This is a genomic window from Methylobacterium aquaticum (assembly GCF_016804325.1).
Taxonomy (GTDB): Bacteria; Pseudomonadota; Alphaproteobacteria; order Rhizobiales; family Beijerinckiaceae; genus Methylobacterium; species Methylobacterium aquaticum_C.
Window position 1 is genome coordinate 1,625,001 of sequence record NZ_CP043627.1, and the last position, 23,479, is coordinate 1,648,479.

The 23,479-nt window shown below is 70.9% G+C and carries 13 protein-coding genes and 1 pseudogene (1 of these 14 running past the window's edge); 11 read left to right on the forward strand and 3 right to left on the reverse strand.

Annotated elements, in window-relative coordinates; genetic code table 11:
* From F1D61_RS07225 to F1D61_RS07275, 11 genes are all read left to right on the forward strand, one after another.
* Nucleotides 1–957: the 3' portion of a methyl-accepting chemotaxis protein gene (locus F1D61_RS07225; protein ID WP_246775763.1), read on the forward strand. Its footprint begins 261 nt before the window's first position; the window shows 957 of its 1,218 coding nt (coding positions 262–1,218); its start codon lies beyond the left edge, outside the window; its stop codon occupies nucleotides 955–957.
* A 440-nt stretch (nucleotides 958–1,397) separates the two neighbouring features.
* A complete protein-coding gene (locus F1D61_RS07230) occupies nucleotides 1,398–3,374 on the forward strand; it encodes a chemotaxis protein CheA (RefSeq protein WP_203157188.1) in 1,977 nt (658 codons plus the stop codon).
* A complete protein-coding gene (locus F1D61_RS07235; protein ID WP_203157190.1) occupies nucleotides 3,374–3,835 on the forward strand; it encodes a chemotaxis protein CheW in 462 nt (153 codons plus the stop codon). The genes F1D61_RS07230 and F1D61_RS07235 overlap by 1 nt, the downstream gene beginning before the upstream one ends.
* A gap of 120 nt (nucleotides 3,836–3,955) precedes the next feature.
* Nucleotides 3,956–6,226, forward strand: coding sequence for a HAMP domain-containing methyl-accepting chemotaxis protein (locus F1D61_RS07240; protein WP_203157191.1), 2,271 nt, complete (start codon nucleotides 3,956–3,958; stop codon nucleotides 6,224–6,226).
* Nucleotides 6,227–6,378: 152 nt separating this feature from the next.
* Nucleotides 6,379–8,475 (forward strand): HAMP domain-containing methyl-accepting chemotaxis protein, encoded by a 2,097-nt coding sequence (locus F1D61_RS07245; protein WP_203157193.1) that lies wholly within the window; start codon nucleotides 6,379–6,381, stop codon nucleotides 8,473–8,475.
* A 198-nt stretch (nucleotides 8,476–8,673) separates the two neighbouring features.
* Nucleotides 8,674–10,497 (forward strand): methyl-accepting chemotaxis protein, encoded by a 1,824-nt coding sequence (locus F1D61_RS07250; RefSeq protein ID WP_348649433.1) that lies wholly within the window; start codon nucleotides 8,674–8,676, stop codon nucleotides 10,495–10,497.
* The gene (locus tag F1D61_RS35005; protein ID WP_203157195.1) at nucleotides 10,494–10,652 is read left to right on the forward strand and encodes a hypothetical protein; all 159 of its coding nucleotides are present in this window, start codon (nucleotides 10,494–10,496) and stop codon (nucleotides 10,650–10,652) included. Before F1D61_RS07250 ends, F1D61_RS35005 begins: the two co-directional genes overlap by 4 nt.
* A gap of 269 nt (nucleotides 10,653–10,921) precedes the next feature.
* The gene (locus F1D61_RS07260) at nucleotides 10,922–11,395 is read left to right on the forward strand and encodes a chemotaxis protein CheW (protein WP_203157197.1); all 474 of its coding nucleotides are present in this window, start codon (nucleotides 10,922–10,924) and stop codon (nucleotides 11,393–11,395) included.
* Between the two features lie 14 nt (nucleotides 11,396–11,409).
* On the forward strand, nucleotides 11,410–12,279 hold the full coding sequence (locus F1D61_RS07265; protein WP_203157199.1) for a CheR family methyltransferase: 870 nt from the start codon (nucleotides 11,410–11,412) through the stop codon (nucleotides 12,277–12,279).
* A gap of 10 nt (nucleotides 12,280–12,289) precedes the next feature.
* The gene (locus tag F1D61_RS07270; RefSeq protein ID WP_203157201.1) at nucleotides 12,290–13,387 is read left to right on the forward strand and encodes a protein-glutamate methylesterase/protein-glutamine glutaminase; all 1,098 of its coding nucleotides are present in this window, start codon (nucleotides 12,290–12,292) and stop codon (nucleotides 13,385–13,387) included.
* 205 nt (nucleotides 13,388–13,592) lie between these two features.
* Nucleotides 13,593–14,621, forward strand: coding sequence for a cation diffusion facilitator family transporter (locus F1D61_RS07275; protein WP_203157203.1), 1,029 nt, complete (start codon nucleotides 13,593–13,595; stop codon nucleotides 14,619–14,621).
* Nucleotides 14,622–14,826: 205 nt separating this feature from the next.
* Here F1D61_RS07275 and F1D61_RS35305 read toward each other — a convergent pair whose 3' ends face one another.
* The 3 genes and pseudogenes from F1D61_RS35305 to F1D61_RS35315 form a co-directional block, all read right to left on the reverse strand.
* A complete protein-coding gene (locus F1D61_RS35305; RefSeq protein WP_432443220.1) occupies nucleotides 14,827–16,032 on the reverse strand; it encodes a hypothetical protein in 1,206 nt (401 codons plus the stop codon).
* Nucleotides 16,033–16,232: 200 nt separating this feature from the next.
* Nucleotides 16,233–21,590 (reverse strand): annotated as a pseudogene (locus F1D61_RS35310) (ExeM/NucH family extracellular endonuclease); the annotation flags it as partial.
* Nucleotides 21,524–23,221, reverse strand: a complete 1,698-nt coding sequence (locus F1D61_RS35315) for a choice-of-anchor I domain-containing protein (protein ID WP_432443221.1) — start codon at nucleotides 23,219–23,221, stop codon at nucleotides 21,524–21,526. The pseudogene F1D61_RS35310 and the gene F1D61_RS35315, both read right to left, overlap by 67 nt.
* Nucleotides 23,222–23,479: the final 258 nt, after the last annotated feature.

Sequence of the window (23,479 nt, forward strand, 5' to 3'; positions counted from 1 at the left end):
CAGGGCCTGACCCAGCGTTTCGAGAACATCGCGGCCTCGACCCGCGAACAGGCCGAGATCGTGCAGGGCCTCGGCGCCTCGATCCAGTCGGTCGAGATCGACGGGCGCTCGGTCCTCCTCTCGGACGTCGCGTCCGGTCTCGGGGAGACCCTGACCGCGCTGATGGACAAGGTGGGCGGGCTCTCCCGCCAGGGCGGCGCGACGGCCCGCGCCCTCGACACGGTCCTCACCGAGATCGACGCGGTCGAGGGCAGTGTCGCACGGATCGAGGCGATCAACCGGCAGACCAACCTGCTCGCCCTCAACGCCAAGATCGAGGCGGCGCGGGCGGGAGAGGCCGGCCGGGCCTTCGCGGTGGTGGCCGACGAGGTCCGCCAGCTGGCGCAGTCGATCAACACGCTCTCGGGCACGATCAAGGACCAGATCGGCTCGATCGCCACGGGCCTGCGCGACAGCCACGGCCTGTTGCAGGACATCGCGACCGTCGACGTCTCGGACGAGAGCCGCAGCGCCGAGGCGCGGGTCCACACCGTGATGCAGACCCTGGTCGCCCAGAACTCGCGCTTCGCCGGCATCCTGCAGCAGACCGCCGAGACGACCCAGTCGATCACCGCCGACGTGTCGGGCGCCATCGTGGCGTTGCAGTTCCAGGACCTGACGAAGCAGCGCATCGAGAACAGCCAGACGGTGCTGCGGGGGCTCGCCGCCGAGCTCGGCCGGATGGACGAGGCGACGGCGGCAGGAGGAATCGACGCCTCCGGGCATGCCCCCGAACAGGCCTGGGCCGAGGCGATGATCGCCTCCTGCACCCTCGGCCAGGTCCGGGAACGCCTGCGGAGCCGGATCCTGCAACAGGAGACCGGCCGGGAATCGAGCCCCGCACTCATCGTCCCGGCCGCCGCGGCCTCGGTCGAGGCGCCGACCGTCGACGAGTTCGACGGCATCGACCTGTTCTGACCGACGCTCCGCCGTTTGCCGGATGACGGAGCGTTTCGTGCGCCGTCGTCCGATCATCGCGCGCGGCCGTTTCGCGTCTTCGCAGAGACCTTGCAGCTTCAAAGACCGCCTGGCCAAGACAGCCTAGCCAAGACCGCCCTGCGGTCTTTTTTCGTTTACCATGCTTGTCTTCATTCACCACGTCTGCGGGAACCCGGCGCGAAGGGTCGGAAACGCATCCACCATCGCTAACCCAAAATTAGCGCCCTTAGGGCAACTTTTGATTACTGCGACAGGTCGCATTTGCCGGAAACCGATCCGACGGCACGAACCCTGCCATCCGCGCGCCCCGCGGACGGCGAAGGAGGCGGGCGAGACGGGGCGGGCGAGGCGGCGTGGCGCATCCGTCTTCGCGATTTCTGCGCGATCCCATTCCGCGCGATCCAAGGGTCGATGCAGACATGACTTCCCTCAACCCGGTCGACGTGTTCCGCATGGAGGCCGACGAGCTTCTGGCCTGCCTCGAGACGACCTTGCTCGATCTCGGCGAGAAGCCGCAGGACAGGGCGCTGATCGATACGGCGTTCCGCGCGCTCCACACCATCAAGGGCTCGGGGGCGATGTTCGGCTTCGAGCGCGTGGCGGCGTTCACCCACGATTTCGAGACGGCCTTCGACCTCGTGCGCCAGGGCAAGGTTCCGGCGAGCGTCGACCTCGTGAACGTCGCCCTGTCGGCCAAGGACTACATCCGTCTCCTGATCGAGGATCCCGACGGGGCCGAGCCGGTCTTCGGCCAGGCCATCCTCGACGAGCTCGGCGGCCTCGTCGGCCGGGCGACCGGCCGGACGGGGGCCGAGCCGGCTCCGGTCGCCGAGGCCGCGCCGGCAGCGACCGGCTGGCAGGTCGGGATCGCCTTCGCGCCGGACGTGCTGCGCAACGGTACCAACCCGCTCGCGCTCCTCGACGACCTGCGCGACCTCGGCGCCTCCGCGATCGTGCCGCGGCTCGACGCCGTGCCCGACCTCGCCGCCCTCGATCCCGAGGCCCTGTCGATGGGCTGGGACGTCACGCTGCCGGCCGGCGTGACCCGGGAGGCGATCGAGGACGTCTTCCTGTTCGTCCAGGACGAGATGACCCTCACCCTGGCGCCTGTCGCCCCGCCGGCGGCCGCCGCGGAGCCGGTGCCGATGCAGCCGGCCGCGCGTCCCGCCTCCCCGCCGGCGCCCGAGCCGCGGGCGGCCGCGCGGGGGCGCGAGGAGCGGACCACCAGCACGGTGCGGGTCGAGGCCGGCCGCCTCGACGAGCTGATGGACCGGGTCGGCGAGCTCGTCATCGCCCAGGCGCGGCTGAGCCAGCTCGCCGGCCTGCACGCCGATGGCGGGATCAAGACCGTCGCCGAGGAGATCGAGCGCCTCTCGGCACGCCTGCGCGACACCACGATGAGCATCCGCATGGTGCCGATCGGGGCTCTGTTCGGCCGCTTCCGGCGCCTCGTCCACGACCTGTCGCGGGATCTCGGCAAGCCGGTCGATTTCGTCACCGAGGGCGAGGAGACCGAGCTCGACAAGACGGTGATCGAGCGCCTGGCCGATCCGCTGGTCCACCTGATCCGCAACGCCATCGACCACGGCATCGAGGACCCGGCCCGGCGCGCGGGCAGCCCCAAGGGCGCCACCGGCCGCATCACCCTGTCGGCCGAGCATGCCGGGGCCCAGGTGCGGATCAGCGTGCGCGACGACGGCGCCGGGCTCGACGCGGCCCGCATCCGCGCCAAGGCCGAGGAGAAGGGGCTCGTCGCCCCCGGCGTGGCGTTGAACGACCAGCAGGTCTACCAGTTCCTGTTCGCCCCCGGCTTCTCGACCGCCGCGACGATCTCGGCCCTGTCGGGGCGCGGCGTCGGCATGGACGTGGTCAAGAAGACCATCGAGTCGTTGCGCGGCACGATCGACATCACGACCGAGCCCGGCGCCGGCACCACGGTCTCGCTCCGGCTGCCGCTGACGCTCGCGATCATCGAGGGCCTGCTGATCCGGGTCGGCGAGGGACGCTACGTCGTGCCGCTCGCCGCGGTCGAGGAATGCGTCGAGCTGCCGATGGGCGACCGGGCGAGCCGGGGCCGCGACTTCCTGGACATCCGCGGCGTGCTGGTGCCGTTCCTGCGGCTGCGCTCGCTGTTCGGGGCGGAGGGAGAGCCCGACCCGTACCAGAAGGTGATCATCGTCTCGGTCGGCGAGACCCGGGTCGGGCTTCTGGTCGATCAGATCATCGGCAACCACCAGACGGTGATCAAGTCGCTGTCGAAGCTCCACGCCGACGTGGCGACCTTCTCGGGCGCGACGATCCTCGGCGACGGCACCGCCGCCCTCATCATCGACGTCGCGCGTCTCGTGTCCGGCGGGCACGTGGATATGCCGCGCGAATACCAGGACGTGGCCTGATGACCGGCACAGTGGACGAGCTCCGGCCGACGGCCGGTTTGCAGGTGGTGAAGGTGCGGATCGGCTCCGAGACCTTCGCGCTCGATGCCGGCATGGTGCGGGAGATCATCGACCCGATCCCGACGACCCGGGTGGCGGGCGCCCGCCCGCATCTCGACCGGGTCGTGAACGTGCGCGGCAACGTCGTGCCGCTCGCCGACATCCGCGAGCGCTTCGGCATGAAGCCGGAAGCGGCGACCCCGGATACCCGCTTCGTGGTGATCGAGGTCGACATCGCGGGCGATCCGGTCATCGTCGCCCTCGTCGCCGACAAGGTCTTCGAGGTGACCGAGGTCGAGACCGGCACGGCGCAGGCGGTTCCGAAGGTCGGCACCTCGTGGCGGCCCGAATACATCAAGTCGATCGTCAAGTGCGGAACCGAGTTCGTCATCCTGCCCGATGTCGAGCGCATCCTGAACTGAACGAGCGTCCGGCCCGGGCGCCCTGCGAGGCCGCCGGGCCGAGATTTTCGATTCCACAGCATTTCCTCGACGAACCGGACCCCGCGTCGTCGGAAAATCCCTCGAGGGCGAAGAAATCCCATGCGTCTGACCATCAAGGCGAAACTCGCCGGCGGCTTCGCCGCGGTCCTCGTCCTGGCCGGCGTGGCCGGCGGGGTCGGGTACCAGAAACTCACCGCCGCCGACGAGGCGATGAAGTTCGTCGTCGGCCGCTCCGAGGTCCAGGCGCTCGTCCTCGACGCGAAGGCCAACGCCATCCGGGGCATCTCGAACACGCGCGCGGCCGTCATCAGCGCGGATGACGCGCAGATGGCCGATTTCGCCAAGCGCGCCGCGGATAACCGCGCCGATGCGCTCGCCGCGATGGCGAAGGCCAAGACCTACATCAATTCCGAGGAGGGCCGGCGGCTCTTCGACGACCTGTCCGACAAGTACGAGAAGCAGCGCGCGATCGCCACCCGGGTGGCGGACCTGACCCGGCTCAACTCGAACGCCCGGACCTGGTCGGAGATCGACACGGCCGGGCGTCCCGCCACGGTCGCGCTGCGCGCCGAACTGGACGAGCTCGTCAAGAGCCGGACGGGCGAGCCGGGCGGCGACGAATTCGTCCGCGCCACGGCGGCGGTCCAGATCCGGATGGAGCGGGCCTGGGGCCAGATGCAGTCGGCGACCGGCGCCCTCAGCGTCGCCGCCCTGGAGCAGCGGGTGAGCACCGCCAAGCAGGTGCGCGAGGAGATCGCGCGGGCGATGGACGAGCTCATGCGGGTGGCCACCGGGCGCGGGCTTCCCGTCGAGGCGGTCCGGCAGAAATACACCGCCTGGTCCGCCTCGTTCCAGAAGGCGCTCGCCATCGTCGAGACCGGCTCCACCATCCAGGCCGCCGCCCTCGCCTCGGGCGAGTATGCGGTCACGAGCACCACGACGATCCGCGCCTTCGACGCCCTGGCGGAATTCCAGGCCAAGCGCATGACCGATGCGGTGATGCGGGCCAAGGCGGAATCGAGCGAGGGGCAGACGATCCTGCTCGCGGTGCTGGCGGGCGCGCTGCTCGTCGGCTTCGGCATCGCCACCTGGCTCGCCGTCACCATCTCGCGGGGCCTGAGCCGCGCGGTGTCGCTCGCCGACGCGGTGGCGATCGGCGATCTCGGCCAGACGGTCACGGTGACCTCCCGCGACGAGATCGGCGACCTCGTCACCGCCATGAACCGGATGACCGCCAACCTGAACGCCACCGCCGGCCTCGCCGACGCGATCGCGCAGGGCGACCTCACGGTGGAGGCCAAGCCCCTCTCCGACCAGGACCGGATGGGCCTGGCCCTGCAGACGATGCTCGCGCGGCTGCGCTCCGTGGTGGCGGATGCCTCCGCGGCGGCCGCCAACGTCTCGGCGGGCTCGCAGGAGCTGTCGGCCTCGGCCGAGCAGCTGTCGCAGGGCTCGACCGAGCAGGCCGCGTCCACCGAGGAGGCCTCCGCCTCGATGGAGGAGATGGCCGCCAACGTGAAACAGAACGCCGAGAATGCCGGCCAGACCGAGGCCATCGCCCGCCAGTCCGCCAAGGATGCGGAAGCCAGTGGCGTCGCGGTCGGCCGTGCCGTCGAGGCGATGCAGACCATCGCCCAGAAGATCACCATCGTGCAGGAGATCGCCCGCCAGACCGACCTCCTGGCGCTCAACGCCGCCGTCGAGGCGGCCCGGGCCGGCGAGCACGGACGCGGCTTTGCCGTGGTGGCGAGCGAGGTGCGGAAGCTCGCCGAGCGCAGCCAGGCGGCGGCCGCCGAGATCGGGACGCTGTCGATCGACACGGTCAAGGCGGCGCAGGCGGCCGGCGACATGCTCGGCCGGCTGGTGCCGGACATCAAGAAGACGGCGGCTTTGGTCGAGGAGATCTCGGCGGCGTGCCGCGAGCAGGATGTCGGGTCCGGGCAGATCAACCAGGCGATCCAGCAGCTCGACAAGGTGACGCAGCAGAACGCGTCGGCCTCCGAGCAGGTCTCGGCGACCTCCGAGGAGCTGGCGGCGCAGGCCGAGACGCTGCAGGCCACGATCGCCTTCTTCCGGATCGACGAGGAGGCAGCCTCGTCGCGGCCGATCGACGGGGCGGTGTCGCAGCTGCGCGCCACGGCGTCGCGGATGGCGGCGCCCTCGGCGATGGTCCGGTCGCCCGCCAAGGGGCCGGTGAAGCGCGCCGTCGCAGCTCAACCGGCGGCCAAGTCCAAGCTGTCTTCGGCCAAGTTGCCGTCGGCCAAGTCACCGTCGGCCCGGTCCATGGCCGGCGGCCTCGGCGGAGGCGGCTTCTCCCTCGACATGAGCGAGGGCGACGAGCGCGACGCCGATTTCACCCGCGTCGCCTGACGCGGGCATCCCCGATCCCCGCGCGAGGTCGACGCTCGCGCGGGCACACCGGACGATGGGACACGCCCACCGTCCCGGATCGCCATCGGCTCCGACCCATCCCGATGATTTCGTCTGAACCCCTCTAGACGCGCAGCAGAGAGCACACATCGATGCGGTTCACGATCAAAGCGAAGCTCGGGATCGCCTTCGGGGCAATCCTCGTCCTCCTCGGCGGGGCCGGCACCCTGGCCGTGTCGAGCCTGAGCCAGTCCAACGACCGGATGCAGTCTTTCGCCGCCCGGCCGTTCTCCCAGGTCCAGCGGATCCTGCGCATCGAGGCGATGTCCTACGATGCCGCCCGGATGTTCGCGCGCTCGATGCTGGAGCCGACGAACGCCGCCCGCGAGAAGCTGTTCACCGAGTTCAAGGCGAACGACGCCAAGCTCCAGGGCATCCTGCGGGACTACACCGACCTCGTCCCGGCGGAGGAGCGCGCCCGCGTCCAGCCCCTGCGCGAGAACTGGGCCAAGCTGACCGACGCCGTGACCAAGGGCCTGGAATTCGCGGTCCAGAACGGCAACAACACCGCCAACACCATCGCGACGGGCGAGCAGCTCGCGGCTTACACGGCGGTGATGGGGCGCATCGACGAGATCAAGGCCCGGCCCGACCTCCCGGCGGAGGACCGTGTCCTGATCGGCGCCATCGAAGCCAAGATGTTCCGCCTGCGCGGCGAGATCTACCGCGAGATCGTCGTCACCGACGACGCCCTGCTGGCCAAGATCGCCGGGGAGTTCGGCGATACCCAGAAGGCCCTGTGGCGCGATCTCGCGAAGCTCGGCGAGGCCGGTCGGGCCGCGGGCTATGCCGAGGCCGCCGGCGCCCTCTCCGCCGCCGTGAAGGCCTGGGAGCCCTCGGCCGAGAAGGTCTTCGCCCTCGGGCTGGCCAACACCGATGCCAAGGCCCTGCGCTACTATGTCGGCCCGTTCACGGAGGCCCGCCGGGCGGTGGTCGAGGAGGTGGGCAAGCTGCGCGGCTACGAGGAGAGCGTGGCCAACGGCTTCGTGCGCGAGACGCAGTCGGCCTACGAGACGACCCGCACGGTCCTGGTCGCCGTCGTGGTCGGCGCCGTGATCCTCGGCCTCGCCATGGCGCTGTGGCTGGCGCTCTCGATCTCGCGCGGCCTCTCGAAGGCGGTCTCCGCCGCCCGGAGCGTCGCCGCCGGCGACCTGACGAAGGACGTGGTCCCGACCGGGCGCGACGAGGTGACGGAGCTCCTGCAGGCGATCCAGGCGATGAACGTCAAGCTGCGCGAGGTCGTCGGGCAGGTGGTGTCGGCGGCGAGCAACGTCTCGGCGGGCTCGCAGGAACTGTCGGCCTCGGCCGAGCAGCTGTCGCAGGGCTCGACCGAGCAGGCCGCCTCGACCGAGGAAGCCTCCGCCTCGATGGAGGAGATGGCCGCCAACGTGAAGCAGAACGCCGAGAATGCCGGCCAGACCGAGGCCATCGCCCGCCAGTCCGCCAAGGATGCGGAAGCCAGCGGCGTCGCGGTCGGCCGCGCCGTCGAGGCGATGCAGACCATCGCCCAGAAGATCACCATCGTGCAGGAGATCGCCCGCCAGACCGACCTCCTGGCGCTCAACGCCGCCGTCGAGGCGGCCCGGGCCGGCGAGCACGGACGCGGCTTTGCCGTGGTGGCGAGCGAGGTGCGGAAGCTCGCCGAGCGCTCGCAGGCGGCAGCCGCCGAGATCGGGACGCTGTCGATCGATACGGTCAAGGCGGCGCAACAGGCCGGCGACATGCTCGGCCGGCTGGTGCCGGACATCAAGAAGACGGCGGCTTTGGTCGAGGAGATCTCGGCGGCGTGCCGCGAGCAGGATGTCGGGTCGGGCCAGATCAACCAGGCGATCCAGCAGCTCGACAAGGTGACGCAGCAGAACGCGTCGGCCTCCGAGCAGGTCTCGGCGACCTCCGAGGAGCTGGCGGCGCAGGCCGAGACGCTGCAGGCCACGATCGCCTATTTCCGGATCGACGGGCGGGCCGGCGCGGCAGACGGGTCGCCGATGATCGACGGGGCGGTGTCGCAGCTGCGCGCCACGGCCTCGCGGATGGCGGCGCCCTCGGCGGTGGTCCGGTCGCCCGCCAAGGCGATGCCGAAGCGCGGCGTGCCCGCGCGGCCGGCGCGGAAACCGGCGAGCGGAGGCGGCTTCGCCTTCGACATGAGCGAGGGCGACGAGCGCGACGCCGACTTCACCCGGGTCGCCTGACGCCGAAAGGCACAGGCACCGGGCCCGGGCGGACGCGATCCCTCGCGCCCGCCCGGGCACCCCGATTGACCACGCGGGATCGCCCTCGGCGGCTCCCCACGCGCGTCCCGAACTCCTGCGGCCTCAGCTCTACCGGGCGCCGACGCGGGGATCCGTCACTTCCTGGCTCCTCCGGTCCGATCAGGGGAAAGTTTCATCATGGGCATGGTCGACAACATCTCGATACCCCAGAAGCTCGGTCTCAGCTTCGCCGTGATGCTCACCGTCGGTCTGGGCGTGAACGGCGTCGTGTACTGGAAGTCGTCCGAAATCCGGCAGGCGGTCGGCTGGTCCGACCACACGATCCAGGTGATCGACGCGGCCAACCACGCGCTGTCCGGCATGGTCGACCAGGAAACCGGCTATCGCGGCTTCCTGCTGTCGGGGGATGCGAAGTTCCTCGATCCCTACCGGAAGGGCTGGGACGCCTTCGAGGCCAATTGGCGCCATGCCAAGACCCTGACGGCCGACAACCCGGCCCAGCAGGACCGGCTCGACGCGATGCACCGGCTGGCGGAAGCGTGGCATCACGGCGTCGCCGAGAAGGGCATCGCCCTGATGGCCAGCGCCGAGACGCGCGAGACCGCGCGGCAGACCGAGATCGCCGGCGCCGGCAAGGAGGCCATGGACGGTCTGCGTGCCAAGGTCGCCGACGTGATCGGCGCCGAGAACGCGCTGATGCAGACCCGGCGGGCCGCGCAGAGCGCCGCCTTCGACACGACGACGCAGATGATCCTGCTCGGCATCCTGGCGAACCTCCTGATCGCGGCCGGCATCGCCGTCCTGCTGATCCGCACCGTGGCCCGGCCCGTGACCCGGGTCAGCGGCAAGCTCGCCGAGCTGGCGACCCCGATCGAGACCGGCCGGCGCGACGAGGTCGGGCAGATCCAGGGCACCGCGCTCGCGGTCGAGCAGGCGTTCCGGGACATCTCCGAGGTGCTGGCGGCGGCCTCGATCGGCGACTTCTCCCGGTCGCTGTCGAAGGATTACGGCGGCCTGAGCAGCGAGGTGCAGGCCAATCTCCGGGCGATGACCGCGAACCTGCGGGCGATCGCCGAGGTCGCGACCGCGATCGCCGGCGGCGACCTGACCGTCGAGGCCAAGCGCCTCTCGGACAAGGACGGCCTCGGCATCGCCCTCGAGCAGATGCTGACGCGCCTGCGCTCCGTGGTGGCGGAAGCCTCGGCGGCGGCGGCCAACGTCTCGGCGGGCTCGCAGGAGCTGTCGGCCTCGGCCGAGCAGCTGTCGCAGGGCTCGACCGAGCAGGCCGCCTCGACCGAGGAAGCCTCCGCCTCGATGGAGGAGATGGCCGCCAACGTGAAGCAGAACGCCGAGAATGCCGGCCAGACCGAGGCCATCGCCCGCCAGTCGGCCAAGGATGCGGAAGCCAGCGGCGTCGCGGTCGGCCGTGCCGTCGAGGCGATGCAGACGATCGCCCAGAAGATCACCATCGTCCAGGAGATCGCCCGCCAGACCGACCTCCTGGCGCTCAACGCCGCCGTCGAGGCGGCACGCGCCGGCGAGCACGGCCGGGGCTTTGCCGTGGTGGCGAGCGAGGTGCGGAAGCTCGCCGAGCGCAGCCAGGCGGCCGCCGCCGAGATCGGGACGCTGTCGATCGATACGGTGAAGGCGGCGCAGGCGGCCGGCGACATGCTCGGCCGGCTGGTGCCGGACATCAAGCGGACGGCGGCTCTGGTGGAGGAGATCTCGGCGGCGTGCCGCGAGCAGGATGTCGGGTCCGGGCAGATCAACCTCGCGATCCAGCAGCTCGACAAGGTGACGCAGCAGAATGCGAGCGCGTCCGAGGAGGTCTCGGCGACCTCCGAGGAGCTGGCCGCGCAGGCCGAGGCGTTGCAGGAGACGATCGCCTATTTCCGGATCGACGAGGCTGCGGCCCCGGGGGCCATTCGCGGCCGGTCGATGGGGCGGTGTCGCAGCTGCGCGCCGCGGCGGCGCGGATGGCGGCGTCCGCGACGGGGGTGAAGTCGCCGAAAGCGACAGCCAAGGTGCCGGCCAAGGCCCCTGCCCAGCGCGGCACGGTCGCCCGCCCGATCCGGAGAGCGGCGAGCGGGGGCGGCTTCACCTTCGAGATGAACGAAGCCGACGACCGCGACGCCGATTTTACCCGCCTCACCTGACCGGAACGGGCCTGCGGGCGGGCATTGCCGCAGGCCCACCGGGATCCGGATGGCAAGCATCCGGATCCCGTATGTCCCGTGCCTCTCACCAAGCTCCCGAGCGACCGCCCTCCCCCTCGCGAGGTCGGCGGCGCGGCCTTCGGGAGCTTCGTGAGATGCATCGAGAGCCCCGGCCCGGCCGGGCGCCTCATCGATCACCCCTCGGACGATTTTTTCGCGATCGGGCTCCGCCTTCCGGGGCGGGCCCGCAGGCAAGCCGGAGTGCCAGGATGTCGAGTGTGTGGCAGTATCTGACCCTCGGTCTCGGGCGCGAGACCTTCGGGATCGACATCGAGCACGTCCAGGAGATCCTGGATTACCGCGTGCCCGCCTCCCTGCCGCAGGCACCGGCCTTCCTGGTCGGGATGATCGACGTGCGCGGCCAGAGCTATCCGGTGGTCGACCTGCGCACCAAGCTCGGCTTGCCGCCCGAGGCGCCGACGCCCGCCACCCGGATCATCCTGCTCAACGTGCCGATGGCGGACCGGATCCTGCGGGTCGGCTTCGTCGCCGACCGGGTCTTCGAGGTGACGGAACTCGACCGGGCCGAGATGGAGGCCGCCCCCGAGGTCGGCGGGCGCTGGCGCTCCAGCTACATCGCCGGGATCGGCCGGCGCGGCGACGCCTTCGTGGTCGTGTTCGACCTCGCCCGGCTGATGGCGGGCGACGAGCCGGCCCTCGCCGGCCGGCCCCTGGCCGCCTGAGGACCGGCGCCCGCATGTCCCTCCAGCCCGCGTCCCTCCCCCTCACGTCGCAGCAGCTGAGCGAGCGGCATTTCCGGTCGATCGCCGAGGTCATCGAGGCACGCGTCGGCATCCAGCTGCCGTCCTCGAAGCGCACGATGGTCGAGGGGCGCCTGCGCAAGCGCGTGCGGGCGCTCCAGCTCGACAGCCTCGACGCCTATGCCCGCCACCTCTTCGACGAGGGGCGGCTCGCCGACGAGTTCGTGCATCTCGTCGACTGCGTGACCACCAACAAGACCGACTTCTTCCGGGAGCCGGCGCATTTCGACATCTTGCGCGACACGCTGGTGCCGCGGCTCTGCGCGCTGGCGGCCCATCGCGGCGACCGGCCGCTCCTGAAGATCTGGAGCTCGGCCGCCTCGACGGGGGCCGAGGCCTACACGCTCGCGATGGTCCTCCAGGACATGATCGGCGCGGGCCAGCGCTTCGACTACGCGATCCTCGGCACCGACATCTCGACGGAGGTCCTGCGCTCGGCCGCCGACGGGATCTATTCCGAGGAGATGCTGGCGGCCGTGCCGCCGGCCTTCCGGCGCCGCTACGTCATGGCGGCCCGCGATCCCGCCCGCCAGGTCGGCCGGATCGTGCCCGAATTGCGCCGCCGGGTGCGCTTCCGCCGCCTCAACCTGATGGACGAGCGCTATGGCGTCGACCGCGACGTCGACGTCGTCTTCTGCCGCAACGTGCTGATCTACTTCGACCGGCCGACGCAGCGGGCGGTGCTCGAGCGGCTGTCCGGCCACCTCCGCCCGGGCGGCTACCTCGTCGTGGGCCATTCCGAATCGATGTCCGTCTCCGGCGTCCCGGGCCTGACCCAGGTGACGTCCACGGTCTTCCGCCGCTGAGGGAACGCCCATGCCCGCGACCGCTCCGATCCGCGTCCTCGTCGTCGACGATTCGGCCTCCGTCCGGCAGACGCTCTGCCAGATCCTCGCCACGGCCACCGACATCGCCGTCGTGGGCACCGCCGCCGATCCGTTCGTGGCGGCACGCCGCATCCAGGAGGAGGTGCCCGACGTCATCATCCTCGACCTCGAGATGCCGCGCATGGACGGCCTCACCTTCCTGCGCAAGATCATGGCCCAGCGGCCGATCCCGGTGATCGTCTGCTCGACGCTGACGGAAGCCGGCTCGCGCATGCTGTTCGAGGTGCTGGAGGCGGGCGCCGTCGACGTGCTGCCCAAGCCCCGGGTCGATACGCGCCAGTTCCTGGTCGAGTCCTCCGTGCGGGTCTGCGACGCCGTGCGGGCCGCCGCCCGCTCGCGCCTGCGCCCGCGGCGCGAGGTGCGCCGGACCATCGAGGCCAAGCTGACGGCGGACGCCGTCCTGCCGCCGCCGGTCCCGACCCGCCGGGTCACCGGCACCGAGCCGATCGTCTGCATCGGCGCCTCGACCGGCGGCACCGAGGCCCTGCGCGACGTGCTGGAGCTCCTGCCGGCCGAATCGCCCGGCATCGTGATCGTGCAGCACATGCCCGAGCACTTCACCGCCGCCTTCGCCCGCCGGCTCGACGGGCTCTGCGCCATCGCCGTCAAGGAGGCGGAGACCGGGGACGCGGTGCTGCCCGGCCGTGCCCTGATCGCGCCCGGCGGGCGGCACCTGCTGATCCAGCGGACCGGCGCGACCTACTCGGTCGCGGTCAAGGACGGCCCCCTCGTCTCGCGCCACCGCCCCTCCGTCGACGTGATGTTCCGCTCGGCGGCGCAGGCCGCCGGCGCCAACGCGCTCGGCATCCTGATGACCGGCATGGGCGACGACGGCGCCAACGGCCTCCTGGAGATGCGCCGCGCCGGCGCCCAGACGATCGCCCAGGACGAGGAGAGCTGCGTCGTGTTCGGGATGCCCAAAGAGGCGATCGAGCGGGGTGCCGCGGCCAAGGTGATGCCCCTCGACCGCATCCACCTGGAGATCCAGCGCTTCCACGCCGCCCCGCCGCTGAGCCGGAGCGCGTGATCCGGGTGCCGGGCCCGGCAGGATCTCCGAGACGCCCGCGGCAGGGTTTTTCGTAGAACCCTCGCCGCCACGCGCCGAGGTCCCCTCGCCCTCGCGACGGCCCTGCGTCCCGCGGGGCTCGCCGTCCCGCGAGTCGAGCCCTAAAGCTAACGCGCCGGAACGATCGCGCGGGCCGGGAGCCCGCGCGAGGGACGAAGGAGCAGGCATGGGCCAGCACCACGACCACGCGCACGACCATGACGACCATGGGCGAGATCACCATAGGCAAGATCACCATGGGCACGATCACCATGGGCACGATCACCATGGGCACGATCACCACGACCACGCCCATCACGGCCCCGGCCACGTCCACGCCCCGGCGAGTTTCGGCCGGGCCTTCGCCATCGGCATCGCGCTCAATACCGGATTCGTGCTGATCGAAGGCGCCTACGGCGTCCTCACCGATTCGGTGGCGCTGCTGGCCGATGCCGGCCACAACCTCTCGGACGTGCTCGGCCTCGTCGTCGCCTGGGCGGCGGCGACCCTCGGCCAGCGCCAACCGACGGCGCGGTTCACCTACGGCCTGCGCGCGTCCTCGATCCTCGCCGCCCTGTTCAACGCGGTGTTCCTGCTCGTCGCGGTCGGGGCCATCGCCTGGGAGGCGATCCGGCGTTTCAGCGAGCCGGCCCCCGTCCCGGGCCTGACCGTCACGATCGTGGCGCTGATCGGCATCGCGGTGAACGGCATCACCGCCTGGCTGTTCGCGTCGGGAAGAAAGGGCGACCTCAACGTGCGCGGCGCCTACCTGCACATGCTGGCGGACGCCGCGGTGTCGGCGGGCGTCGTGGTGGCGGGCCTCGTCATCGTGGCGACCGGCTGGACCTGGGTCGATCCGGTGACGAGCCTCGTCATCGTGGCGGTGATCGTCGCCGGCACCTGGGGGCTGTTGCGCGACAGCGTCGTGCTGTCGCTCGACGCGGTGCCGCCGGGAATCGACCCGGCCGAGGTGCGCCGCTGTCTCGTCGACCGCCCGGGCGTTTGGGAAGTCCACGACCTCCACGTCTGGCCGATGAGCACCACCGAGACGGCGCTCACCGCCCACCTGGTGATGCCCGACGGCCATCCCGGCAACGCCTTCCTCGCCGACTGCGCGGGGCTGCTGCGCCGCCGCTTCGGCATCGCCCACGTCACGCTCCAGGTGGAACTGGCGGGGGGACCGGCCTGCGCCCTGGCGCCGGATCACGTGGTCTGACCGCGGCACGGGGCGGAGAGAGGACGCCGCGCTCCGGCGGTCCGGGACGATCCGGGCCGCCGGCCGCCACGCCGACGGCTTATACCAACGGTCGTTGGAAACGACCTTTGGTTCCGTTCTCGAATTTTCGTCAAGCCTCTGGCTTGGCACAGAAAATTCGACATGGCTCAATGGCCCGATGCGTCAGCATCTTGGGCCATTGGTATTACCCGAGAGTGCCGGCGCCGAAGGTGGTGTCGCCGAAGGTCGAGCGGCCTTCGAGCGCGCCGTATTGCAGGTAGTGCTGCATCGGATCGATCTTGGCCTGCGCCACGTCGCCATAAACCGCGAGATAGGCGGTCGAGTCGAAGCCCTTCGACGGGTCGCGGCCTTCCTTCCAGCCGTACTGGTCGTAGTGCATCAGCGGGTCGATGCCGGCCTCCTTCACGTCGCCATAGGCGTTCAGGTAGCCCTTCGTGTCGAACACCGCGTTCGGGTTGCGCCCCTCCTTCCAGCCATAGGTCTGGTAGTGCCGGTAGGCATAAGCCACGGAGTCGCCCGCCGCGATCGCCGCGCGGGCCACGTCGGGGTTCGACAGAAGGTAGTACTCGGCGTCGAAGCCGGGATGCACCGCGAGATCGGCGGTCTTGCCGATGGCAGCGAAGATCTCGCGGCCCTCGCCCTGGCCGTACTCGATGTAGTGCTTGAGCGGGTCGATGCCGGCGGCCTTCACGTCCGGGTTGCGGGCGAGGTACAGTTCGTTGTCGAAGGCGGCCGAGGGGTCGCGGCCCTCCTTCCAGCCGGCCTGATCGTACTGCTCCAGGGGGTTCTGGCCGGAGGCGCGCACGCCCGGATTGGCGGCGAGGTAGCCGGTGGTGGAGAAGAGCGCGTTCGGGTCGCGGCCTTCCTTCCAGCCATAGGCCGCGTAGTGGGTGTCGGCGTCCTGGCCGGCGGCGAGCACGTCCTTGTTGGCGGCGAGGTAGAACAGGTCGTCGACCAGCGGCGCACCGTCGGCGACCACCACCGTGGCATCGGTGAACTGGTAACGCTCGAAGCCGGTGACCCGGTCCTGGCCCTCCGGCCCGACGATCAGCGTGTAGGCGCCGTCGCGGGTGACGGTGGTGTCGGCCAGCCGCGAATTGAACACCAGGGTGTCGGTGCCGGTCGGACCGGTGAGGGTGCGGCCGCCGAGCAGGATGTCGTTGCCGGCGGAGTTGACGATGGTGTCGTCGCCGGCGCCGCCGCTGATGATGTCGTCGAAGGCCGTGCCGGTCAGCGTGTCGTTGCCGTCGGTGCCGGTGCGGACCACGCCGCGGGCCAGCACCGTGTCGCTGCGGGCGGCGAGGTTCTGGATCCGGGTGTCGCCGGCCGGATTGGTGTCGGCGGTGCCGTAGGGCGTGGTGGCGTGGAAGGCGCGCAGGTACTCGGCCATCGCGTCCTGCTCGGTGCCCTGCGCGGCGAAGGTCGCGGTGTTCGGCAGCGAGGCCCGGGCGTGGCGGAGGCGAGCGCCACCTTGTTCTCGCCGTAGGCCGGGAAGGGATAGTTGTCGCCGCCCAGGCCCGGCGCGGTCGCGGTGCCGGTCGCCAGGAAGTCGAGGGTGACGGTGCGGATGCCGCGGTTCGGGTCGCCGACGATCTGGCCGTTCTGCACCAGGGTGTCGGTGATCCGGCCGTTCTCGTCGACGATCGCCGCGTTGAGGATCCGCTGGCCCTCGCGGGTGACGGTGCCGTTGGCGTCGAGGGTCTGGGCGGTCCTGGTGGCGTCGAAGGAGAAGCTCAGGCCCCCGATCTGCGGGAACTGGCCGGGGGTCGCGCCGGCGTTGCTCGCCGAGACGGCGTGCTCCAGGATCCGCTTCATCTCCAGCGCCGAGACCGTGGTGACGGCGAGCGCGTTGTTGAAGCGCAGCGAGTTGGTGACGTCGAGCTGCGAGATGTCGCCCGATTGCTTGCCGGCGGAGGGGTTCGCCGCCGGGGGAAGCTCGGCGGTGCCGCCGCCCGCGGTCGAGAACGAGCCGATCGAGTCGCGGATGCCGCCGCCGTTCTTGATCGAGACCGCGACCGAGGAATCGTACTGCTTGGCGTACCAGAGGTTGGCGTCGGCGGAGAGGTCGCCGAGATTGGTCTCCTCGGTGCGGACCTCGCCGCGGCGCCCCTCGAGGTAGACGCTGGTGCGGCCGAGGATGTTGCCGTCCTGCTGGCGGATGATGTCGGCGACGCCGGCGGTCTCCTGGATGCCGTCGTTGTTGACGTCGAGGCCCTCGATCATTTCCCTGACGAGGAAGCCCTTGGTGCCCGGCGCGAAGGCCGCGTCCTTCGAGCCCCAGAGCTGCGCCACGGATGCGTCGTCGACCGCGACCGCGCCGGAATTCTGCGGCGTGATCGAGTCGCGGATGACATTGCCCTGGTCGTCGAAGGTGACGGTCAGGCGCCCGACATAGGAGTACTCGGAGGCGGTGTTGACCAGCGCCAGGGTCTGGCCCGAGGCATTGGTGAAGAATTGCGGGTAGGCGCCGCCCGACACGTCGCCCGGCAGCAGCCGGTCGTTCGAGTCGGAGAGCAGCGTGTGCGAGCCGCCGCCGATCAGCACGTCGACGTTGCGCAGGAGCGGGGCGAGCGCCTGCTCGTTCGACAATTGCTGCAGGTGGGTACCGACGATGACCTTGTTGAGGCCCGGATTGGCCGCGAGCACCCGGTCGACCTCGGCGTTGATCTGCTGGGCCAGCAGCGCGATCTCGTCGCGGCCGGTGAAGCCGTCGAGGGTGACGTTGCCGAGGGTGGTCAGCAGCGGCTCGATCTGGGTGGTGGCGCCGATGAAGGCGATGGTCTCGCCGTTCTCGGTGATGATGGTCGACTTGGCGATCTTGTCGGCGCCGGTGCCGGTCTGGGTCGAGGTCGGGCCGGTCTGGGCGAAGGTGGCGGCGTCGCCGTCCTTGTGGACGAGGCCCGAGAGCGCCGAATCCTTCGAGAAGTTCAGGTTCGCCGACAGGTAGGGGAACTGCGACCCGACCCAGGTGTCGTCGGCAGCGCCCGCCGCGGAGCCGAGATTGGCACCGATGATGTTGGCGACCTCGTTCGGCCCCGAATCGAATTCGTGGTTGCCGAACACCGCGGCCTGGACGCCGATGATGTTCTGGATCGTGATGTCGGCCCGGCCCGGCGAGGCGGTGAGCTTGCCGTAGGCCTTGGCGCCCGACAGCCCGTAGAGCTGGTTGTAGACCCCGTTATAGGTCGCGTTCAGCTGCGGGTCGGCGCCGGCGATGAAGAACGGGCTCGGGATCCAGCCGTCGCCGGTCGAGAGCGTGATCGAGTTGGGGGTCGCGTCCTCGAGCTTGTCGACGATCGCCGCGAAGTTCGGCGCGCGCTGGGTCGCCAGCAGGCCGGCCTCCCAGTCCGAGGCGTGCAGGATCTGGAGCGTGTAGGTCATCGGGGCGGCCTGCTGGGTGGTGAAGTCGAGCTGATCCTGCGCCAGGCCCGCGAAGGCGTTGCCGGCGGCGTCCGTGAAGGCGCCCTTCGGCACGATCACGTCGTAGGCGGTGCCGGCCTTGAGGTCGGCGCTCGGGTCGATCGTCACGGTATCGCCCGAGATCGCGACCTGGGCGGCGTCGGCGACCGCGATGGTGCGGGTGTCGCCCGCCCCGTCGGTGATCGTGATCGACCCGGTCCCGGCCTTCACCGCCTCGCTGAAGCGGAGAGAGATGGCGGCGCCCGTCGCCACGCCGGTGGCGTTGTCGGCGGGCGTGGCGGCGAGGAGCGTCGGGGCGGTCTGGTCGAGCTTGAGGCCGACGAGCACCGGGTCGTGGTCGGATTCGCGCGCCGCGACACGGCCGTCGAAATACGAGGCGGGGCGGTTGAAATCGAGGTTGTAGTCGATCGCGTCCGCCTCGTCGGCATTGACGTGCCACTCGGTCACGCCGGTGACCTGGCCGTCGAGGCTCGGGGTGGCGAAGGCGTGGTCGAGGGCGCCGTAGGCCCCGTCGAAGACGTAGGAATACGGGTCGGCGAGGCGGTCCTCGGCGAGGTTGGTGAAGCCCCCGGCCTTGATCGTGTCGAGGGCGTCCTCCTTGAGGTAGGCGTTGAAGTCGCCGAGCAGGATCACGTCGGAATCCTGCGTGCCGGTCGGCTTCGTCGCCACCCATTCGGTCAGCGCCCTGGCGGCGAGTTCGCGCTGCTGCTGCCAGTTGCCCTGGCCGTCGCCCTGGTCGGCATCCGCGCCGGTGCCGGTGCCGCTCTTCGACTTCAGGTGGTTGATGACCGCCGTGAAATCCTCGCCGCTGGCGATCTCGTGGAACGTCACCGCGAGGGACGCGCGGCTGGTGTTCACGCCGTTGAACAGGTGGCCGGTCGTGCTCCGCTGGAGCAGGGCGGGATCGATCCGCGCCACGTCGGCATCGTCGAGCTTCTCGATCGTGGTGTTGAGCGCGACGCCGACCTTGGCCGGCTTGTAGATGAAGCCGACCGCGATCGCGTCGCCGCCGAGGAACTGGCCCTGGTCGAGCTGGCTGCCCGGGTTCACGTAGGCATAGGTGCCGGCCCCGGCCCGGGCGTTGAGCTGGCCCACCAGGTATTCGAGGGCGTTGCCCGGGTTGCCGGGCTGGAACTGGTTCTCCAGCTCGGTGAGGCCGAGCACGTCGGCCCCGGTGCCGATCAGCGTGGTGACGAGCTTCTCGGTCTGGCGCGCCAGTTCCTCGCTCGAATTGGCGCCGCGGGGCTGCTGGCCGATCGCCGTGGTCGTACCGGACGAGGCGGCGAGCGTCGTGAAGTAGTTGAGGACGTTGAGGCTGCCGACCTTCAGCGTGCCGCCGACCGCGTCCGGCGCGCTCGGGCGCGGATTGGTCTTGGCGAAGGTGTTGTCGCCGTCGTTGATGGCGCGCACCCGGAAGGCGTTGGTCGGGCCGAAGCCGAGCGTGCCGGTGAGCCCGGTCACGGTGTCGCCCATCCGCGGTGCCGTGGCGGTCGAGTAGGTCGGACCGAAGCCGTCGAGGTTCTCGACCGGCAGGTTCTGGCTGTTCGACCCGTCGTCGTAGGTGATCGAGCGCGCGGCGGTCTGGGCGAGGTAGGCGGCGTAGGCCTGGGAATTCGGCTCGAATTCGTTGGTGAAGGTCTCGGGGCGCCCGCCCGCCGCGAGGCGGATCTCGTCGAAGCGGTCGAGGTTGAACTGCTCGGAGATCGACAGGGTCTGGGGGAAGCGGACCAGCATGCCCTCGTAGCGTTCGAGGTCGGGCTGCGCGGTGGTGCCGGTGCCGATCGTGCCGGCGGCCGGCAGGCTGACGTCGACCGCCTGAGCCTTGACCTCGGCGGCCGAGAGCGCCCCGGCCTGGACGACCCGGATGCCCGAGGCGGCGTTCACCGTGAGCTGGGTCTCGCCGTTGAACTCGGTGACCGTGCCGGTGACCCGGACCCGGTCGCCCTCGTTCACGTCGGCGAGGCGGCTGCCGGTGCCCTCGTAGACGAACACGCCTTCCGAGGTCAGCGGGTTCGAATCCTGGTCGGCCTTCTCCTCCTGGAGGTAGAAGCCGCCGAGGTTGCGTCGCCCGTCCGCGTCGCCGTTCTGGAAATCGCCGACGACGATCGCCTCGACCGTGACGGTCTGGCCGACGAGGGCGCTGGCGCTGCCGGCGCCCTGCACCGCCGAGATCGGGGTCACGTCGTCGTTGACGATGGTGCCGGTGGCGGCGGCGTTGCCGGCACTCACGGCAGCCGTGATGCCGGCCTGATTGGAGGTGGCGCCGAGGAGCTTGAGCGAGAAGGTCTCGTTCTGCTCCGGCACCGCGTCGCCCTGCACCGTGACGGTGACGACGGCCGAGGAGGCGCCTGCCGGGATGGTGCCGGCGAGGGTCAGCGGCAGGGCCGGGCTGCCGGCGAAGTCGGCGCCGGTCGCCGCGTTCGCGCCGCTGCCGGTCAGTTCGGCGGTGAAGCTCACCGCCCCGAGGGTGCCGTTCGAGCGCTGGACCGTGAAGCTGAAGGTGGTGGTGCCGCCATCCCCCTCCTGGCGGCTGACGCTCAGCGAATCGGGCGCGAAGGCGATCTCCTGCACCGTGCCCTGGGGCAGGGCGGCGTAGAGCGTGGCGCCGCCATTCGCCACCTCGCTGGCCGAGACCACGAGGTTGGTGCCGGTCGGGTTGCGGTCGGCGGGGATGAAGGTGAGCACCTCCGGGCCGAGATCGGCGGCCGAGCCGGCGAGCGGCGGGACGTAGGAGACGTAACTCGCGTTCGCCGGGTCGGTCACGTCGTAGACCAGGATGCCGCTCTGGCGCTCCAGGCCGACGAAGGCGTAGATGCGTCCGTTCACCGTGCCGACGGTGATGCCCTCCGGCTCCGGCCCCTTGTTGTCGGAGCGGTCGTCGGGGGTGTTAGCGACGGTCTGGTCGTTGTTGAACCGCTCCGGCGCGGTCTGGGCGAAGATCTTTTCGAATTCGCCGCCGGTCTCGCGCACCTTGGTGATCGTGCCGTCGGCATTCTGGCGGAAGATCGAGATGCCGCGGCCGCCCAGCGTGGTGAGCCGGTCGATCACCCCGTCGCCGTCGGTGTCGCCCGTGCGCAGGAGCACGTTGAGCCGGGCATAGGCCGGATCGGATTTCAGCGCCTGGAGCGCCGGGGTGAGCCGGCCGTTCGGCACCGCGCTCAGGCGCGCGACGTCGTTGGCGTCGTCGGCGCCGCCGATGACCCGCTGGTCGCCCTCGTTGGCGGTGACGAAGTAGGTCGCGCCGCCGGTGGCGAACGACGCGATGCTGTCGGGCTGGAGCAGGCCGACGATCGGGGTGCCGGCGGGGGTCGCGGCGATCCGGATCGCGGCGTTGCCGTTCGGCCCGTCGCGGTCGGAGGCGTCGAACTCGTTGCCGGCCAGCGAATGGTCGACCGCGCCGAGCGGCTGGATCGCGATCGGCGCCGTGCCGGGATTGGTCAGGTCGATCACCGCGACGCCGTTCACCTCCTGCAGGGTGACGTAGGCGAAGCGGTTGTCGGGCGAGATCGCGATGTATTCCGGCTCGATGTCGGCGGATGCCGCCTTGCCGGGGTGATCGCGAGGCCGCGGGCGCGCAACGTCGCCTCGGCTCCGTCGAGTCCGGAAAAGCCGACGGTCGTGGCGACCGACGCGGAGGCGGCCCCGCCCGAGACGTCGATGATCGAGACGCCCCCGACCGGGTTGCTGGCCTGGCTCGCCTGCTCGCCCTCGTTGGCGACGAGGAGGCGGGTGCCGTCGCGGGTGAACACCAGCTGGTCGGGCCCGACCCCGACGGCGAGCGAGCGCAGCAGCGTGCCGTCGGCCGTGAACAGCGCGACGCGGCCCGGCGCATCGCCGGTCGCGTTGGCGTAGGCCACCGCCACGAGGCCGTTGAAGACCGCGACGGAGTTCACCGCGCCGTATTGCTCGAGGCCGGAGAGCAGGATCTCGCCGGATTTGGCCAGCGAGCCGGCGGCGTCGAGCGCCACGATCTCGATGCGGTTCTCGTTGGTGTTCTGGACGTAGAGCAGGCTGGTCGAGGAATCGTAGGCCACCACCTCGGCATTCGCCGCGACCGCCGTCGCCGGGTCGTTGGTGGTGGCGTAGGCGCCCAGCCGCACGAGCCGGAGCGCGTTGGTGGCGCTCGGCGGGGTCGTGGCGGTCGCGCCCGACAGGCCCTGGAGCGAGGGCGCGGCGTCGAAGATCGCGGTGCCGCCGATCCGGGTGCCGGTATCGTCGTTGAGGATCGTGCCGGTGCCCTGGCCCTTCGCCACCGTGGCGCCCGAGACGTTCGCGACGCCGACCGTGAAGGTCTCCGTCGGCTCCACGACCGTGTCGCCGGTGATGTCGACCGCGAAGGTCGCGCGGGTCTCGCCCGCCGCGATGGTCTGGCGGGTGAGGCTGCGGGCGGTGTAGTCGCTGCCGGCCGTGGCCGTGCCGTCCGCGGTGGCGATGTCGAAGGTCACGCCGCCGGCGGGCGCCGCCGCGCTCAGCGAGACCGTGAAGGTGAGCGGCCTGGTGCCGGAATCGCCCTCGGCCGCCTGGACGTCGTCGATCGACAGGGTCGGCAGGGGTTGCGCGGTCGTCACCGTGAACGGCGCGTAGGCGGCGTCGCCGACCCGGACGGTGGCGCTCTGGGTCCAGGACGAGGTCGTGCCGATGGCCGCCAGGATCTGGTCGCGGGTGCCCGCGGTCGGGCCGGCATAGCGGCCGTTGGCGGAGGGGAGCGCGACCGCGCTCCGGCCCAGCGTCAGGCCCGGCGGCAGGGCCGAGGTGCCGGCGCTGGTGGCGCTGCCCGCGAAGGTGGTGCCGCCGTCGGCGAAGTTGATCGCGTACAGGAAGGTCGGGCTCGCGGCCGCGCCCTGATAGGCCAGGATCTGGTCGCCGGAGGCGTTGAGCGCGAAGTTCTGCGCCGTGAAGACCGGCGAGTTGGTGCCGCCGGCCGCGCTATCGGTCGTCGGCCGGATTACCGTGCCGGCGGCGAGCGCCGTCGGCGCCGTGTAGGTGTAGGTGCCCTCGCCGGTGCGGAAGGCGTTGGTGCCGGAATTCCAGCCGTTATCGGTGAAGCTGATGGCCGTTCCGGCCTCGACGTCGCGCAACACCACGAAGGCGAAATCGTCCGGGTTGGTGGCGTCGTAGCCGACGATGGCGATGTCGCCGGCGGCAAGCGTCGTGGCCATGGATACCAATGTCTCCGGGCGCGCACGAGGAGCGGCGGCGCACGAGGCGGCACCGCCCGTCAGCGCGAGGCTGTTAGGGCTTATCGGGAAGGGAAAGCGCGCAAGCGGCACCGCGGGCTCGCGGCGATCGTTCGACGTATCGGACCGGTCGGCGAGGCTGCCTTGTTACAGCATGTTTCGGACTGTGTTCGCTCTGTATGAGCGTTTTGCGACAGTGCTGTGAAGGTTGCGGCAAGGTGGAGGACCGGCCCGTCGCCC

What these genes read in the sequence shown, in the direction of transcription:
- F1D61_RS35315 (WP_432443221.1), bottom strand. Translation starts at nt 23,221, where the DNA reads ATGGCCACGACGCTTGCCGCCGGCGACATCGCCATCGTCGGCTACGAC.
- F1D61_RS35305 (WP_432443220.1), bottom strand. Translation starts at nt 16,032, where the DNA reads ATGGCCGAGTACCTGCGCGCCTTCCACGCCACCACGCCCTACGGCACC.
- F1D61_RS07235 (WP_203157190.1), top strand. Translation starts at nt 3,374, where the DNA reads ATGACCGGCACAGTGGACGAGCTCCGGCCGACGGCCGGTTTGCAGGTG.
- F1D61_RS07240 (WP_203157191.1), top strand. Translation starts at nt 3,956, where the DNA reads ATGCGTCTGACCATCAAGGCGAAACTCGCCGGCGGCTTCGCCGCGGTC.
- F1D61_RS07250 (WP_348649433.1), top strand. Translation starts at nt 8,674, where the DNA reads ATGGGCATGGTCGACAACATCTCGATACCCCAGAAGCTCGGTCTCAGC.
- F1D61_RS07275 (WP_203157203.1), top strand. Translation starts at nt 13,593, where the DNA reads ATGGGCCAGCACCACGACCACGCGCACGACCATGACGACCATGGGCGA.
- F1D61_RS07245 (WP_203157193.1), top strand. Translation starts at nt 6,379, where the DNA reads ATGCGGTTCACGATCAAAGCGAAGCTCGGGATCGCCTTCGGGGCAATC.
- F1D61_RS07270 (WP_203157201.1), top strand. Translation starts at nt 12,290, where the DNA reads ATGCCCGCGACCGCTCCGATCCGCGTCCTCGTCGTCGACGATTCGGCC.
- F1D61_RS07230 (WP_203157188.1), top strand. Translation starts at nt 1,398, where the DNA reads ATGACTTCCCTCAACCCGGTCGACGTGTTCCGCATGGAGGCCGACGAG.
- F1D61_RS07260 (WP_203157197.1), top strand. Translation starts at nt 10,922, where the DNA reads ATGTCGAGTGTGTGGCAGTATCTGACCCTCGGTCTCGGGCGCGAGACC.
- F1D61_RS07265 (WP_203157199.1), top strand. Translation starts at nt 11,410, where the DNA reads ATGTCCCTCCAGCCCGCGTCCCTCCCCCTCACGTCGCAGCAGCTGAGC.